The organism is Ruminococcus sp., from assembly GCF_024684275.1.
Window position 1 is genome coordinate 34067 of sequence record NZ_JAIKXF010000091.1, and the last position, 15949, is coordinate 50015.

Below are 15949 nucleotides of genomic sequence, written 5' to 3' on the forward strand. Positions count from 1 at the left end.
GCACTATATATCATATCGAATGGAGAAAAAAATGCTTACTCATAACGGTACAGATACTATTACAACAGACAGGCTCATTCTCAGGAGATTTGAATACTCAGACGATGATTCAATGCTGAGGAACTGGATAGCCGACGAGAAAATACAGTCCATGTATTCAGAGCCTGTATATTCTACAAAAGAGGAAGTTAAAGAACTGCTGGACAAATACATCGGCTCATACGAAAGACCTGACTATTATCGCTGGGCTGTAATTGAAAAAGCTTCTGGCGAGTGCATCGGGCAGATAGCGTATTTCCTTGTGGACAGCAAGAACCATTTCGCCGAGATAGAATACTGTATCGGCGCTGAGTTCCAGTGCAGAGGATATGCTACCGAAGCTACAAAGGCTGTTATCGCTTTCGGCTTTGACAGGATAAATCTGCACAAGGTCCAGATATGCACAAAGACTATCAACAAGCCTTCAAGGCGTGTTATAGAGAAATGCGGCTTTACATATGAGGGTACTCTGCGCGACTATTTCTTTATGAACGGCGAATACGTGGGCAGACACTACTTCTCCATACTCAGAGAAGAATATGAGGATAAAAAATAAAGCCTTTCATATATACCTCGGAAAGTTTTTTGCGGTATTACAATTATTTTTTTTAAATCGGGCGGATAATACCGCCCCTACATAGTCTTAGCTCTTAGTTCTTAATTCTAACAGCTAAATAATAAACTGGAGGTCTTTCAATGAGCTTTTCTCCTAAAGAGATACTGAAATTCGTTGAAGAGAATGACGTTAAATTTATAAGACTTACTTTCTGCGATATGTTCGGCAATCTCAAAAATGTGGCTATAATGCCGAATGAGCTGCCGAGAGCATTTGAATACGGCATACCCTTTGACGCTTCATGTATAGCCGAGGGCTGCTCCGACCTGCTTCTCGTGCCCGATATATCAACTCTCTCCGTTCTCCCGTGGAGACCTAAGTCGGGACGGGTCGTCCGTTTCTTCTGCGCTCTGAAAAATACCGATGGAAGCGACTACGTGGGCGATATGCGTACAGCGCTCACAAACTACATCAATCAGCTCAGACTGGACGGATATTCCTGCGAAATGGGTACAAAGTGCGAATTCTATCTCTTTGAGCTTGACGAGCGCGGCGAGCCTACTAAGATACCTCATGACAAGGGCGGCTACCTTGACGTTGCTCCCCTTGACAAGTGCGAGAATGCAAGGCGTGAGATATGCCTCTCTCTGGAGGAAATGGGAATGAGCCCAAAAAGCTCATGTCACAAGCACGGTCCTGCTCAGAATGAGATAGAGTTCCGTGAAAGCGAGCCTATTACCGCTGCCGACAATATGGTACACTATAAGACAGTGGTCAAATCAATTGCGGCGCAGAACGGTCTTTTCGCTTCGTTCATGCCAAAGCCCCTCCCGGAAGAACATGGCAGCGCTATCAGCATTTCCATAAGCATCAAAAAAGGCGGAGAGAATATCATCGGCAACGACATCGACGCTATGCCCTTTGAGGGCAGATGCTTCATATCGGGCATACTTGGCAGAATGCGCGAGATAACCGCTTTTCTCAACAGCACTACCAATTCGTATAAGCGCTTTGGCATCGGATATGCACCTAAGTATATCAACTGGTCATCGGAAAACTGCGCGCAGCTTATAAGAGTTCCAAAGCCTGTGGGCATTACTCCGCGGATAGAGCTTCGTTCCGCAGACGCCTGCTGTAACCCGTACATCACCTTCAAGCTCATTCTTGCCGCCGGTATCGAGGGTATACGCTCGGGGAACTGCGACCTCTTTGAAAGCGCTATGCACAGCGGTGAGAAAAGCGATATTTTCCAGAAGCTCCCCTCATCTCTTGAGGAAGCCGCCGCTATCGCAAAGGACAGTGATTTCGTTAAGCATACTCTCTCAGCGGAAATCAGAAGCAGCATTTTCGCACAGCTTGACAGACAGATCAGTGATTACGCTGCTGCTTCCGATAAGGATAAATTTGAAGAAGAATCCTACTTCAAATTCGTATGAGGTGACCTATGAACAGAGCGCTTATAGTATCAGCAAGGCAGGAGATCTCAGAGCTTTCCGAGCAGCTGCTGCGTATAGAGGGCTGCGGCAGAATAGCTGTAGCAGTCAGCGGAAGTGAAGCGCGGAGACTTGTGAAAAACGAGAGCGAGCCAGAGCTGGTCATAATAAATACGCCCCTGCCTGATGAATTCGGACAGGAGCTTGCGGAAATGATCGCTGATACCACATCGGCAGGTATTATCCTGATATGCGGCGGAGACATTGCCGACGAAATAGCCGACAGAGCCTCTGACAGCGGAGTAAACGTCATTGCCAGACCTTATACCCGTGAGATATTGCAGCGCACCATAAGACTCGTGCTTTCCGCTCGTGCCCGAATGGCAGGAGTCAAAAAGGAAAGCGCAGATATTCTAAGCCGTATTGAGGAAATGAGAACTATCAACCGCGCTAAAACTACTCTTATGAAGTACCTTAAATTCACCGAACCACAGGCTCACAAATACATCGAAAAACAGGCAATGAACAACCGCCAGACTCGTCTTGAGGTGGCTCAGCGTATTCTTGCCCAATATGAATGATATTATGAAGATAGAACACATTGCAATGTACGTCAGCGACCTTGAAGCCGCAAGGGACTTCTTTGTGAAGTACCTCGGTGCGTCATCAAACAGCGGCTATCATAATAAAACTACGGATTTCCGCTCGTATTTCCTCAGCTTCGATGACGGTGCGAGACTTGAGATAATGACTCGTCCAGCCCTTGAAAGCTGCGAAAATGCTGTGGCAAGGACGGGATATATCCACATCGCATTCAGTCTCGGCAGCAAGGAAAAAGTCGATGAGCTGACAGCGCGTCTGAAAGCCGACGGATATAAAGTCCTCAGCGGTCCGCGTACCACAGGCGACGGCTATTATGAAAGCTGCATCATCGGCATTGAAGGAAATCAGATAGAACTTACTATATAAAAAGCGCGAGAGATTTGAACTCCCGCGCTTTTATTTATTTCATTTCTCCGAATATCAGGCGCATGAGCCAATAATCCGTCGAGCCTATGCCCTTTACTTCCTGCCAAACAAGAACGGCAAATAAAGCTCCCGAAGCTATGATAGCTATGATACATATAGCCACAGGTATCTTTATAAGATATTTCTCACGCAGCTTTATGGAAGCTATAATAACTCCCACAGCAAGGAGTATACTTTCCGCAGCAAACCCGAAAAAGCCTATACCAAAGGATACTACAGCAAGCAGTATCAGCGGCAAATTAAATCTTCTCTCAGTCATTTTTATCACGCTCCCATATAATATGCTTCTCATTGTCGCCTCTGTCAAAGTAGAATACATTATCGTATTCGGGATGCTCATTTAAATTAAAAAGCAGCTCTCTTCCCTCCGGATTTCTTTTGTAAATTAATGGACTTGTAAATATATTGATCCTGCGCTGCTTGAATGTTACACCATAACTGTTTTTATTCTCTTTATCAAAACTTGCTTCACCAAATACTTTTCCATTTTTATCTGCAACCGAAACAAAAACTCTGTCAACTGATATTCCACTGTAATAAAGCCAAAGATTTTTATTGTCATCAGTTTCCAAAGCAATATGGCTTTCAAGTTTAGCTCTATCATAATCAATGTCAGCTAACGTATTTGCTAAAAACATTATAACTGAAAAAGCAGTTCCAAGCACCGTCAAAAACACTATAAGTCCAACTACAGCATTTTCGATACGCAGACGCTTCTTGATACGCTTTAGCACATCTGCGTCCTTTTGCGGACTTACAGTCACGTTCTTACAGAGCTTTTCGAGCTCCGCTTTACACTCGGGACAATTTTTTATATGCTCCTCGACTGCTTTTCTGCTCTCCTCGCTGCACACATCGTCGGCATACAGGGGCAGCAGGTCCTTTATCATATCACAATTCTTGCTCATTTCTGTACCTCCAGTTCTTCTATTATCTTCAGCTTTGCACGGTGGAAGGACACTCGTGCCCAGCTTTCGGTCTTGCCGAATATCTCGCCTATCTGACGGAAGCTCAGCTCTCCGAACACTCTCAGGGTAAAGACTTCCTTATATGGCTCGCTCAGGGTATGCAGAACACGATGTATGTCCATAGTCTGCTGAGTATCGGCAAGCCTGTCCTCTACGGATACTGCGCTGTCAGGAACGGTCTCGGGAATATCCTCTCCCGTGAACCGCTTGCTCTTTTTGCTGTGTGTAAACAGCAGATTTTTCGCTATCTGACACAGCCATACCCTTATATCACAGTCTCCGCGGAAGCTGTCAACGGACTTCATCGCCTTGAAAAAAGTCTCCTGCGTAATGTCCTCGGCAAGATGTTCGTCCGCGGACAGTGAACGTATATACAGGTATACATCATGGAAATAATCGTTATAGAGCTCTTCGACTTTGTCCAAACTTCTCACCGCCTTCAACTATAAGACTACGTTCGTACAGAAACGTTACAGAAATTTCTAAAAAAATTTTTCTGCGAAAAAAATACCATAGGCTTGCAGCATTGTCAAACCTATGGCAAGAAAACGCCCCGCCCATTATTACGGGCGGGGGGCTGAAATTAAACCGCTATTGATTTGTTTTCGTGGTACAGCGAATGTCTTATCTGCTGCCACTTGTTGTTGTCAAGCTCACCATTTATCACGAATTCATATAATCTGTCATCGTGAATCACCTTTACCGATGAAAGATCGCTGCACCCTGCAAAGGCGTGCTGACCTATCTCCTGCAAAGATGAGGGAATGGTGAGATCAGTAAGATGATGACAGCCACGGAATGCATACCAACCAAGCCTGATAGTGCTTTCAGGAAGGTTGATAGATCTGAGGTTTTCACAGCCGCTGAACGCTGTATCCGAAATGACCTGTACAGTCTCGGGTACAAGTATCCTTACAAGGTTAGTACAGCCGCTGAATGCGCCCTCATCGATAATTCCGACATTATCGGGAATAAAGATCTCGGTAACGCCTTTTTCGTCTTTGTACCTTTTGAGTACGCCTCTTCTGATCTTGTAATTCATTCAGTTTTCTCCTTATCGATCACATCGATACAATCCCCAGAGCCTACTATTGGCTCAACCATATTATACCACAAATATACCAAAATGTCAATTAGAGCTATGATTTATCACGCATATTCATGACCTTGCACAAAAAATCACACCCCATTTTGAATGAGGTGTGAATTTCAATATTGGATTTAAGCTACTCAATGGATTTAAGTGATTCAGCCATATTGATACGCTCCAGCTTTATCACCATGAACAGGTCAACGATGAAGTTGAAAAGGAACGTGAGCAGAGTGCTGAAAAGGAAGCTTTTCGGCAATATACGGACGCTGAAGTCCACTAAGTCAACTCGTATCTGAGCCATTACAAAGGCGTGAAGCAGTATCCCTACGCCAAGTCCGACTACCGTTCCGAATGCAGTAAGAGCCAGATTTTCACGGAGCACATAAGACGAGGTCTCATGTCTGAAAAAGCCCAGCACTTTGATCGTAGCTATTTCGCGGGCACGTTCGGTTATATTTATATTGGTCAGGCTGTAAAGCACGATAAAGGCAAGTCCTGCGGCACAGATGATAACAATGAGCACGATGTAATCAAGGCTGCTCATCATTTTGCTCAGACGCTCCTTCAGGTCATCAAAGACCATAACAGCTGTAATATTACTGTTTTTTGACAATGCAGCCGTAGTTTTGTAGGTGTCAGCTCCCTCCTTGAAGTTGAGGAAGGCATAATTTACTGGAACAGACTCGCCAAGCTGTTTTTCCATAGTCTCTCTGCCAAGAAATACCACGTTGTAGACGTGATTCTCAAAAACTCCAGTGACCTTGACATTGAGCTCACGCATATTCTCGTCGCGGAGCTTCATCATGCTGCCCTTTTTTATGCCATAGCGCTCTGCAATGCTGTGGCTGACTATGGCTTCTCCCTCAGCAGGTGGAGCTATTTTACTGCCCTTGACACTGTGGAGGTCGAAATACTTCTCCATATCGTCAAACGAATCAGCAGCGTTGACGGTCACGCTCTTTACCTTTTTTCCGTAGAGCAGGTCCCATGCTCCCGTGTAAAGCAGAGTGTAGTCATCGGTATTTTCGGTGAGGACCTCAGAAAGCCCGTCAGGAAGCTCATCTCCCACATTTCTCAGGTTAGCAGAGGCATCAGCCACCTGTATCTCGCTGTACTGCGTGTCTGCAAAGCCTGCAATAGAGTCTTTAAGACCAAAACCCGTCACCAGCAGGGCTGTACAGCCGCCTATGCCTAATATCATCATAAACAGACGCTTTTTGTAGCGGAAAATGTTTCGTATCGAGACTTTTTGCAGGAATTTCAATCTTTTCCACACGGGAGTTACATATTCAAGAAGTACTCTCTTTCCTGCCTTTGGTGCTTTTGGACGCATCAGGCTTGCTGCGGTCTCTGATAGCTCCACCCTACAGCTGAACCATGTCACACCTACCGAGCAGATAAGAGATACTGCCAGTGCAATAAGCGCCAGCTCTCTGTCAAAGAGGTAATCCATAGGCAGCTCTATGTACATAAGGGTATAGGTCTTCCAGATTATCTTTGGGAAGATATAGGTTCCAAGACTATATCCAAGCACACAGCCTATGATAGCCGCAAGTCCCGAATAGAATATGAACTTGCCCATAACGGTGCCCTCTGAGTAGCCAAGCGCCTTGAAAACGCCTATCTGGGTGCGCTGCTCCTCAACCATGCGGCTCATGATAGTCATACACACAAGAGCTGCCACAAGAATAAAGAATACGGGGAAAACACGGGCAACCTGTGCAACTATCTCAGAGTCGCTCTCAAAGCAGGCGTAACCAATGTTAGTATTTCTGTCAAGGACGTATATATCGGGCTTTTTCAGCGAGCTCAGGTCGTTCTCGCCCTTCTTCAGCTCCGCCTCGGCATCAGATATCTGCTTGTCAAAGTCAGCCTTTGAGCTCTCGTAGTCTGCAAGCCCCTTTTCATAATCAGCATAGGCGGCATTGTACTGCTCCATGCCTGCGGAATACTGCTGAGGAGCTATATCCTTTATCTGCTCCAGCTGCGCAAGCTGCTCATCAAGCTGAGCCTTTCCGCTGTCAAGGTCTGATTTAGCCTTATCCAGCTTCTCCTGACCGTCTGCGCGGTTCTTTTCAAGCTCCTGTCTGCCTTCGCTGAGCTTGTCCTCGGCTTCACTGTATAGCTCATTATAGCGCATATCGGCACGTTCACGGCAAAAGCTCTCCCACTGCTTGTCTCTGCCGTCCATAAAGCTCTCATACTCGTCGGAGTATATCTCCATATCCTGCTGAAAACGCACATATACCTCAGTATAGACGTCAAGATCAAAGGCTTCCTTAGGAAGATATACAAATGCGGATATTTCACCGTTTCCGACTGATGTAGTTCCGCGCTCGAAATTAATGTACAAAGAAGAATCCGCCGAGCCTACTATAGTAAATGTGTGACTTTTCAGAGCGTTTTTAACGCTGTCAGAGTTATCCTCGGAAAGAGTGATAGTGCCGCCGAGCTTAAATTTTCCGTCCTCAATGATACACTCGCTCTCATTCTGAGGAAGTCTGCCCTCAGTAAGGCGGATACCATTGAGATTATCGGTAAGTGAATGAGCTCTCAGAACGTACTCCCGTGAGCCAGCCGTGAGTATATCAAGAGTATATGAGCCCTCAGCATAGCGAACCTCGGGGCGGCTACTGAAGTCCTCAACGTCCTCTTCCTCCCAGCCCATAGACGAGAGAAGCCTGTAGTCGTATAACTGATTCTCTTCAAGGAACTTATCCACAGTATTCACCATAGCAGGGGTAACTATCCTTACGCCCGAAAAAAAGCCGACTCCAAGTGCAATGATAGCCATAATTGCAAAAAATCTGCCAAATGTGCCCCGAATTTCACGGAGCGTGTTTTTTCTTACTGCCGAACCCATAGCTTCACCACTCAATATCGGCAATATCCACGATATTGTCATTCATTTTAACACTTGATACAGTTCCGCTGCTGACTGTAATTATACGGTCAGCCATTGGGGTAAGAGCCTGATTATGAGTTATAACAACTACTGTCATGCCATTTTTTCGGCAGGTATCCTGCAAAAGCTGCAATACCTGCTTTCCTGTAGCGTAGTCCAGAGCACCTGTAGGCTCGTCGCAGAGAAGAAGCTTGGGATTCTTTGCAAGGGCACGGGCTATAGCAACTCGCTGCTGCTCGCCGCCGGAAAGCTGAGCAGGAAAATTCCTTGTACGCTCAGCAAGTCCAACCTGCTCAAGGACCTTTGCAGCATCAAGAGGCTCACGGCATATCTGTGCCGCAAGCTCAACGTTTTCCAGAGCAGTAAGATTCTGAACAAGATTATAGAACTGAAATACAAATCCCACATCATAGCGCCTGTAGGCAGTCAGCTTCTTCTTGCTGAGAGCAGATATCTCAGTACCGTCAAGAAACACGCTGCCCGAGGTAAGGGTGTCCATACCGCCAAGTATATTGAGGATAGTGGTCTTTCCTGCACCGGATGCTCCCACTATAACGCAGAATTCCCCTTTGTTTATCTCAAAGTTTACTTCGTTAAGAGCGTGTACCTCTACTTCGCCCGACTTGTATGTCTTTTTTACATTCTTAAACTCAACGTAAGCACTCATATTTTTCCTTTCATGCAGTAGTATTATGTTCACGAAGCAGTTAAGCCGTGCAGGGACGCCTGCGTCCGACGGTTTCGCTGCCGAATTTATGCTGTCGAATTATATATTGATGTGCGAAACCGTCAGGCGGAGCTCTGCTCCGCCTCTGCACGGCGCCGACACTGCAATTCTGATTATAACATATAAGCTTCGGAATAGCAAGCTGCGCGGCGTAAAATTACCTGTTATGCAATACTTTTACGCGAAAAAGGCTGCGGCGGCTTGCTGCTTATAACATATTATTGCGAAAAAAATAACATTCGCTGCTAAAAGCTATATCTGCTATTTATCTCAGCGCGAACGGGCAGCCGTCGCTCATCGCTTATAACATATTGTGTATAATATATATTATTTATGCTGTATTAGAAAAATCATATCATATAATTCTCAATTATTGCGGTTTTTTATTTACTTTTTCCAAATGTTGCGGTATAATATAATTAGAATTTGTATCCGCGGACGGAAATATATTATAAAGGAGATTAGGGAAATGAAAATTATACGCAAGATATGTTCAGCTGCCGCTGCAATGGCAGTCCTGACATCTATGACCTCGGCACTGCCTGCATTTGAAGCGAATGCTGCAACTAACATCAGCCTTTCACCTTACGACGTTTACGACATAAACGGCGGTAAATTCGAGGGCTGGGGCACCTCTCTGTGCTGGTGGGCAAACCGTGTAGGCTATTCTGACAGCCTCGCACAAAAAGCCGCCGACACATTCTACGGCGACAACGGTCTGCGGCTTAATATCGCCCGCTTCAACATCGGCGGCGGCGATGATCCGTCACATGACCATATCACCCGTACCGACTCTAATATGCCGGGTTACACAAAATACAACAACGGCGTTGTCACATACGACTGGAACGCAGATGCTAACCAGCGAAATGTGCTCCGCAAGTGTATCGAAGCCGCCGGGGACGACATGATAGTTGAAATGTTCTCCAACTCGCCCCCGTATTATATGACACAGAGCGGCTGCAGCTCGGGAAACAAGGATTCCGGAAAAAACAACCTCCGCGACGATAAGTACACAGATTTTGCTGAGTACCTTGCTGAAGTAACTGCACACTACGAAAATGACTGGGGTATCCACGTTCAGAGTATCACTCCAATGAACGAGCCATATACCAACTACTGGGGCGCATACAGCGCAAAGCAGGAGGGCTGTCACTTCGACCAGGGCGCTTCAATGGACAAGATATATCAGGAGCTTGCAAAGTCACTGAAAAAACGCAATCTCAACGATATTATCATAAGCGCAAACGACGAATCAATCATTGATACGCAGATAACCTCATGGAACAAAATGTCCAGTACAACAAAGGCTCTTATCGGGCGTATCGACACTCATACCTACGGCGGAAGCCAGCGCACACAGCTGAAAAATACTGCCATCAACGCAGGCAGGAACCTCTGGATGAGCGAGGTAGACGGCAACGGCACATCAGGTCAGAACGCTGGTGCTATGGCTCCGGGACTCTGGCTGTCAGAGCGTATCACAGCAGACTGCAACGGACTCAATTCCTCAGCGTGGATACTCTGGCAGGTAATTGACAAGCACGTAAGCTCTAAGGGCTACAACGGCAAAAAGGACTCCGGCATGGTGGACATGACAAAGGGCTTCTGGGGTACTGCTGTAGCAGACCACGACAAAAACGAGATAGTTCTCTCAAAGAAGTACTACTGCTTCGGTCAATATACACGCTATATCCGTCCGGGTATGACAATGCTGAAGTCATCCGGCAACACTATGGCTGCCTTTGATGAGAAAAACGGACAGCTGGTCATCGTTTCATACAACACCTCTGCAAACAAGTCCGATATGGTATATGATCTCTCGCAGTTCAGCCAGTGCGGAACAAGCGCAAAGGTGATCCGTACAAGCAATTCTGAGAACTGGGGCGACGCAGGTACTGTAAATATAAGCGGCGGCGCACTCAAAGCTTCTCTTGCTGCTAATTCAGTAACTACATTCATCATTGAGGGTGTCAAGGGCGGCGAGACACTCACAGACAAGATCGACATTACTTCGGGTATGATAAGCGGCTCAGACTCATGGAAGAGCGATGCTTCAACAAGCTATGCCAAGGCATTTGACGGCAGCACTGCTACTTACTTCGACGGCGTTTCAGACGGCTGGGTACAGGTGGACTTAGGCGAGCTCTATGACATCACAGCCATCGGCTATGCTCCAAGAGGCGGCTATGAATACCGCATGACAGACGGAATGTTCAAGGCTTCTGCTGACGGCTCTAACTGGACTACACTTTATACCGTAAAAAGCAAACCATCTTCGGGTATGCATTATGCGACTGCACTTTCAGGGGATACGCAGGCTCGTTACATACGGTATGAGGTGCCCTCAGGAGCTCCGAATAGCAGTGACAATCCTGACAGCTCATACTGTGCTAATATCGCAGAAATAGCTCTCTATGGAACTAAGGCATCACAGAGCACACGTCCAAAGTACGACAAGCTCACACCTGTTGCCGCTGCGGGCAGCAATTCATGGAAGGACACAGCCTCTGTAAGCTACGAAAAGGCTTACGACGGCGAACTCGACACTTATTTCGACGGTCTTGAGGGCGGATACGTACAGCTCGACTTCGGAAGTGTATGCAAGATCAGCAACATCGGCTTCTGTCCGCGAAACGGCTACGAAGCAAGAATGATCGGCGGTTTCATAAGCGTATCAAACGACGGCGAAAACTGGACAAAGGTATACACAGTTGACAGCAAGCCTGCTTACAGAATGAACTATACCGAGGAATTCGAGAATATCAATGCTCGTTATGTTCGCTATGAGGTGCCAACAGGCGCTCCCACAAGTCCTCTCAGCACTGATGATGTTTATCTCTGCAATATAGCTGAGATAGCAGTATACGGTGAAAAAGGCAAGGAAGTCATTGGCGACGTAAACGGCGACGGCGAAGTAAAGGTTGCAGACCTTGTAATGCTCCAGAAGTATATGATCGGCGCCGGAAAGCTTACAACACCTGATATGGGCGATGTAAACGGCGACGGAAATATTGACATTTTCGACCTCGTTGCACTAAGAAAGCTGCTTGTAAAAGGCGCTTAAAGTAATATAGGGACGCCCTCTCTTGCAAGGCGTCCCTCTTAAAAAAACAGTCCACCGGACTGTTTTTTTATTCACCCTTGCGGAGCGCTTCGTAACTGCGGGGCTTTGCCCCAGGCTAACCGCCTCAGCCCCTCTGTCGCTTTGCGACATCTCCCCACACTGTGGGGAGTCACCCCACCAGAGGCGCTGCCTCTGGACTCCGCCAAAGGAACACAGTCCCTTTGGAATCCCGTTCATGGATTCAGCATACAAACAAAAACTCCCGAAAGCGTATTGCTCTCGGGAGCTTTTTTATCATGTTGCAGTCAGCTTTCCGTTTGCATCAAGGTCAATGTCGATAACGTCCCCTGCTGAGAGATTACCGCCGATGATACGCTTTGCCGCTAAGGTCTCCACATTTCGCTGTATAAACCTTCTCAGCGGTCTTGCACCGAAGTTGGGATCATAGCCGCAGTCAACGATGTAATTCTTTGCTTCCTCGCTGACATTTATGCGGATATGCTTATCTTCAAGACGCTTCTGCAGATCAGCCAGCATAAGGTCAACTATCTTGATTATCTCGGTCTTGGCAAGCGGCTTATAGAAGATTATCTCGTCGAGACGATTGAGGAACTCAGGTCTGAACTGCGTTTTCAGCAGTCCCTCCACCTGTGCTCTTGCCTCGTCGGTTATCTCGCCGTTTTCGCCGATACCGTCAAGGATATACGGTGAACCCAGATTAGAAGTCAGTATAATGATAGTGTTCTTGAAGTCCACTGTTCTGCCCTGTGAATCGGTGATACGGCCGTCGTCAAGGACTTGCAGCAGTATATTGAACACATCGGGGTGTGCCTTTTCTATCTCGTCAAAGAGAACTACAGAATATGGCTTTCTGCGGACTGCTTCTGTGAGCTGACCGCCCTCGTCATAGCCAACATAACCGGGAGGCGCTCCGATAAGACGGCTTACGCTGAATTTCTCCATATACTCGCTCATATCGATACGGATAATATTTCTCTCATCATCGAAAAGTATCTCCGACAGAGCCTTTGCAAGCTCGGTCTTGCCGACACCTGTAGGTCCGAGGAAAAGGAACGAACCGATTGGTCTGTCGGGAGCCTGTATGCCTGCACGTGAACGCAGGATAGCCTCGCTGACCTTTGTTACAGCCTCGTCCTGACCGATAACTCTCTTATGAAGCAAGCCTTCGAGACCGAGTATCTTCTCCTTTTCGCCCTCCATGAGCTTTGATACAGGGATACCTGTCCAGCGGCATACTATCTTTGCTATCTCGTCCTCAGTTACCTTGTCACGGAGCAGTCTGCCGTTTTCAACATCGTGTTCAGCCTGTTTTTCCAGCTCCTCCAGCTCTTTCTGGAGCTGTGGCAGCTTGCCGTATTTAAGCTCTGCTGCCTTGTTAAGGTCGTACTCTCGTTCAGCCTTGTCTATCTCACCGCCTGTGCGCTCTATCTCCTCACGGAGCTTCTGAACAGCGGAAATGTCGTTCTTTTCGTTCTCCCATTTAGCTTTCATGCCCTTGAACTTTTCACGGAGCTCAGCAAGCTCCTTCTGTATCTCCTCAAGATGCTCCTGTGAGATATTGTCGCTTTCCTTTTTGAGGGCGGCTTCTTCAATTTCAAGCTGAACTATCTTACGTGAGATAACATCAAGCTCAGTAGGCATGGAGTCCATTTCGGTACGTATAGTAGCGCAGGCTTCGTCTATAAGGTCGATAGCCTTATCAGGAAGGAATCTGTCGGTGATATATCTGTTAGAGAGCACTGCCGCAGAAATAAGGGCATTATCGCTTATCTTTACGCCGTGGAATACCTCATAGCGTTCTTTCAGACCACGGAGGATAGAAATAGTATCCTCAACGCTTGGTTCATCGACCATAACAGGCTGGAAACGTCTTTCGAGAGCAGGGTCCTTTTCGATGTACTGGCGGTACTCGTTAAGGGTAGTTGCGCCGATACAGTGGAGCTCTCCCCTTGCAAGCATAGGCTTCAGGAGATTTCCTGCGTCCATAGCGCCGTCGGTCTTTCCTGCACCCACAATTGTGTGGAGCTCATCTATAAACAGGAGGATCTGTCCGTTGCTGTTCTTTATCTCATTGAGGACAGCTTTCAGACGCTCCTCGAACTCGCCGCGGTACTTTGCGCCTGCGACGAGAGCTCCCATATCAAGTGAGAAGACCTTGCGTTCTTTAAGGCTGTCGGGAACGTCCCCTGCCACGATACGAAGGGCAAGTCCCTCTGCAATGGCAGTTTTTCCGACGCCCGGCTCACCAATGAGCACAGGGTTGTTTTTCGTCTTTCTTGAGAGTATACGGATAACATTTCGTATCTCGCTGTCACGTCCGATAACGGGATCGAGCTTGTTTCTGCGGGCAAGTCCGACAAGCTCCTGTCCGTATTTGGTGAGGACGTCATATGTGTCCTCGGGATTCTCATTGGTAACTCTGGTATTTCCTCTGACAGACATAAGTGCGCCGAGAAAGGAATCCTTAGTTATATTAAATGTTGCGAAGAGCTGTGAAACGTCCCTGTCCTTGCTGTCAATAAGAGAGAGCATAAGGTGCTCGACGGAAACGTACTCGTCCTTCATATTTGAAGCGATACTCTCGGCGGCTGTGAGTACACGGTCACATTCCGCAGAGATACCGATATTGCTGCTTCTGCCGCTGCCTGTTACCTTTGGAAGGCCGCTTATCTTCTTCTCGATCTCACTGTCGAAAATATCCTCATCTATATTCATTTTTTTCAAAAGCTGAGGTATAAGGCCGTTCTCCTGCCGAACAAGTCCCGCAAGAAGATGAATAGGCTCAATGACGGAATTTGACATCATCACAGCTATACTCTGTGCCTTCCTGACAGCGTCTACAGATTTCTGAGTTAATTTCTCTGCATTCATAATTATTCTCCTTTCGATCTTAACATCTGAATAAAAACAAGTTCAGGACTAAATAATATATTTCTCCAGCATAGCGCGGTAACTCTTTTCAAGGACAGACGCACTGTCTCTGAACTCATTAGGTGAAGCAAAATAAGTTTTTACAGCTCGGTCAAGGTCCTTTATATACTCGCCTATAGCTGCTCCTGCCTGCTCGGGATCAAGGGTATGGGTATTAATAAGCTTTCTTGCAAAGCTCCCTTCGCCTATCTCGCAGCTGTAGCCGTCAATGCCCATACGGGACAGGTAAGCGTTCTCGAGCTTTGCCCTGTAGGCAAAAAAGCTATGGAACATATCAATAAGCGCCGCACTCTGAGTACGGATACTCACTCTGAGAGTACCGAGATACTCCGCAGGAGCACGTTCAAGCTCTACCTTATAATTAATAGTAGGTCGGTATTTGTATTCCAGAGCCGTCCTCACTGTCATAAGCGACGGTGAGCGCTGTTCCTGCACACGGAAGCTGCTGCTGACCAGCTCAGCCACCTGTCCGAATATCTCTCTCATACGCATTTCGGGAGTTACACAGGACAAATGCTCTGCAAGTATCTGATTAATAAGGTTAGACCGGCTTGTTCCCATTCGGTAAGCCTGCTGATCCACGGCTTTTATCACATCGTCCATAAGGACGAGGCTGTAAACGCTTTTTTTCACTGGCACATCACTTCCCTTCAATTCTTATATAGATAATAACACGGATTATAGAATTTGTCAAGCGGATTATATAATTTTTCACGCAAATTTCACAGAGTAAAAAAAGTCCGCTCACAAGGAGCGGAGAATTCGACCCAAACGATTTTCATCGCTTAGCACTGTAGGTCGAGCCATAGATTAATAAGTTAAAAAAAGTTATTGAGAATAGAAAACATGAAAAAATTACAAATGAAAGGGGTTAGTTTTATTACTTGACAAAACTATTTCTATGGCGTGCAAGTGAACTAATACACAATATCAAGCACATGAGAGGGGAGGGTACTTGATATTGAATACCAATAATCTTCATTTGCTGATATTATTATATTGCAAATCAGCGTTATTTACAATATAGAAAAGTACACTAAAATATACTTTAGTGTACTTTTGCTTGAATTTTCGTGTTTTTTATAGTTAATTTTTTATGAATATGTTTTGAAATATTACATATTTACATTTAATTTGCATTTTATCTTTTCTGCTTCTGTACCGACGTCCATTGAGCTGT

The 15949-nt window shown here is 46.4% G+C and carries 13 protein-coding genes; 5 read left to right on the plus strand and 8 right to left on the minus strand.

Annotated features, from left to right (window positions below; all coding sequences use genetic code 11):
* Positions 1 to 31: 31 nt before the first annotated feature.
* The 4 genes from K5677_RS10060 (at position 32) to K5677_RS10075 (ending at position 2997) form a co-directional block, all read left to right on the plus strand.
* Complete coding sequence (locus K5677_RS10060; RefSeq protein ID WP_294411399.1) at positions 32 to 595, plus strand: GNAT family protein; 564 nt, start codon at positions 32 to 34, stop codon at positions 593 to 595.
* Positions 596 to 735: 140 nt separating this feature from the next.
* Positions 736 to 2031: a glutamine synthetase family protein gene (locus K5677_RS10065; RefSeq protein WP_296727525.1), complete on the plus strand. Its 1296-nt coding sequence runs from the start codon at positions 736 to 738 to the stop codon at positions 2029 to 2031.
* Positions 2032 to 2039: 8 nt separating this feature from the next.
* Positions 2040 to 2609 carry an ANTAR domain-containing protein gene (locus K5677_RS10070; protein WP_296727527.1) on the plus strand — a complete coding sequence of 190 codons (570 nt, stop codon included), beginning with the start codon at positions 2040 to 2042 and terminating at the stop codon, positions 2607 to 2609.
* A gap of 4 nt (positions 2610 to 2613) precedes the next feature.
* Positions 2614 to 2997 (plus strand): VOC family protein, encoded by a 384-nt coding sequence (locus tag K5677_RS10075; RefSeq protein ID WP_296727530.1) that lies wholly within the window; start codon positions 2614 to 2616, stop codon positions 2995 to 2997.
* A gap of 34 nt (positions 2998 to 3031) precedes the next feature.
* Here K5677_RS10075 and K5677_RS10080 read toward each other — a convergent pair whose 3' ends face one another.
* The 6 genes from K5677_RS10080 to K5677_RS10105 form a co-directional block, all read right to left on the minus strand.
* Positions 3032 to 3316, minus strand: a complete 285-nt coding sequence (locus tag K5677_RS10080; protein WP_296727532.1) for a hypothetical protein — start codon at positions 3314 to 3316, stop codon at positions 3032 to 3034.
* Positions 3309 to 3965 carry a zf-HC2 domain-containing protein gene (locus K5677_RS10085; RefSeq protein ID WP_296727535.1) on the minus strand — a complete coding sequence of 219 codons (657 nt, stop codon included), beginning with the start codon at positions 3963 to 3965 and terminating at the stop codon, positions 3309 to 3311. Before K5677_RS10085 ends, K5677_RS10080 begins: the two co-directional genes overlap by 8 nt.
* Positions 3962 to 4450 carry a sigma-70 family RNA polymerase sigma factor gene (locus tag K5677_RS10090; protein ID WP_296727537.1) on the minus strand — a complete coding sequence of 163 codons (489 nt, stop codon included), beginning with the start codon at positions 4448 to 4450 and terminating at the stop codon, positions 3962 to 3964. The genes K5677_RS10085 and K5677_RS10090 overlap by 4 nt, the downstream gene beginning before the upstream one ends.
* 158 nt (positions 4451 to 4608) lie before the next feature.
* Positions 4609 to 5067, minus strand: coding sequence for a leucine-rich repeat domain-containing protein (locus tag K5677_RS10095; protein ID WP_296727539.1), 459 nt, complete (start codon positions 5065 to 5067; stop codon positions 4609 to 4611).
* Positions 5068 to 5251: 184 nt separating this feature from the next.
* On the minus strand, positions 5252 to 7981 hold the full coding sequence (locus tag K5677_RS10100) for an FtsX-like permease family protein (RefSeq protein ID WP_296727542.1): 2730 nt from the start codon (positions 7979 to 7981) through the stop codon (positions 5252 to 5254).
* Between the two features lie 4 nt (positions 7982 to 7985).
* Positions 7986 to 8690: an ABC transporter ATP-binding protein gene (locus K5677_RS10105; protein ID WP_296727545.1), complete on the minus strand. Its 705-nt coding sequence runs from the start codon at positions 8688 to 8690 to the stop codon at positions 7986 to 7988.
* Between the two features lie 529 nt (positions 8691 to 9219).
* On the opposite strand from K5677_RS10105, the gene K5677_RS10110 reads away from it, so the two are divergent.
* Positions 9220 to 11817: a discoidin domain-containing protein gene (locus tag K5677_RS10110; protein ID WP_296727547.1), complete on the plus strand. Its 2598-nt coding sequence runs from the start codon at positions 9220 to 9222 to the stop codon at positions 11815 to 11817.
* Between the two features lie 294 nt (positions 11818 to 12111).
* Here the strand turns inward: K5677_RS10110 and clpB are convergent, their stop codons facing one another.
* Both clpB and K5677_RS10120 read right to left on the minus strand, forming a co-directional pair.
* Complete coding sequence (clpB, locus tag K5677_RS10115) at positions 12112 to 14709, minus strand: ATP-dependent chaperone ClpB (RefSeq protein WP_296727549.1); 2598 nt, start codon at positions 14707 to 14709, stop codon at positions 12112 to 12114.
* Positions 14710 to 14757: 48 nt separating this feature from the next.
* A complete protein-coding gene (locus tag K5677_RS10120; protein WP_296727550.1) occupies positions 14758 to 15408 on the minus strand; it encodes a hypothetical protein in 651 nt (216 codons plus the stop codon).
* Positions 15409 to 15949 lie beyond the last annotated feature (541 nt).

Excerpts from the sequence above, each read along its gene's own strand:
- K5677_RS10060 (WP_294411399.1), top strand. The coding sequence starts at position 32 with ATGCTTACTCATAACGGTACAGATACTATTACAACAGACAGGCTCATT.
- K5677_RS10065 (WP_296727525.1), top strand. The coding sequence starts at position 736 with ATGAGCTTTTCTCCTAAAGAGATACTGAAATTCGTTGAAGAGAATGAC.
- K5677_RS10070 (WP_296727527.1), top strand. The coding sequence starts at position 2,040 with ATGAACAGAGCGCTTATAGTATCAGCAAGGCAGGAGATCTCAGAGCTT.
- K5677_RS10075 (WP_296727530.1), top strand. The coding sequence starts at position 2,614 with ATGAAGATAGAACACATTGCAATGTACGTCAGCGACCTTGAAGCCGCA.
- K5677_RS10080 (WP_296727532.1), bottom strand. The coding sequence starts at position 3,316 with ATGACTGAGAGAAGATTTAATTTGCCGCTGATACTGCTTGCTGTAGTA.
- K5677_RS10085 (WP_296727535.1), bottom strand. The coding sequence starts at position 3,965 with ATGAGCAAGAATTGTGATATGATAAAGGACCTGCTGCCCCTGTATGCC.
- K5677_RS10095 (WP_296727539.1), bottom strand. The coding sequence starts at position 5,067 with ATGAATTACAAGATCAGAAGAGGCGTACTCAAAAGGTACAAAGACGAA.
- K5677_RS10100 (WP_296727542.1), bottom strand. The coding sequence starts at position 7,981 with ATGGGTTCGGCAGTAAGAAAAAACACGCTCCGTGAAATTCGGGGCACA.
- K5677_RS10105 (WP_296727545.1), bottom strand. The coding sequence starts at position 8,690 with ATGAGTGCTTACGTTGAGTTTAAGAATGTAAAAAAGACATACAAGTCG.
- K5677_RS10110 (WP_296727547.1), top strand. The coding sequence starts at position 9,220 with ATGAAAATTATACGCAAGATATGTTCAGCTGCCGCTGCAATGGCAGTC.
- clpB (WP_296727549.1), bottom strand. The coding sequence starts at position 14,709 with ATGAATGCAGAGAAATTAACTCAGAAATCTGTAGACGCTGTCAGGAAG.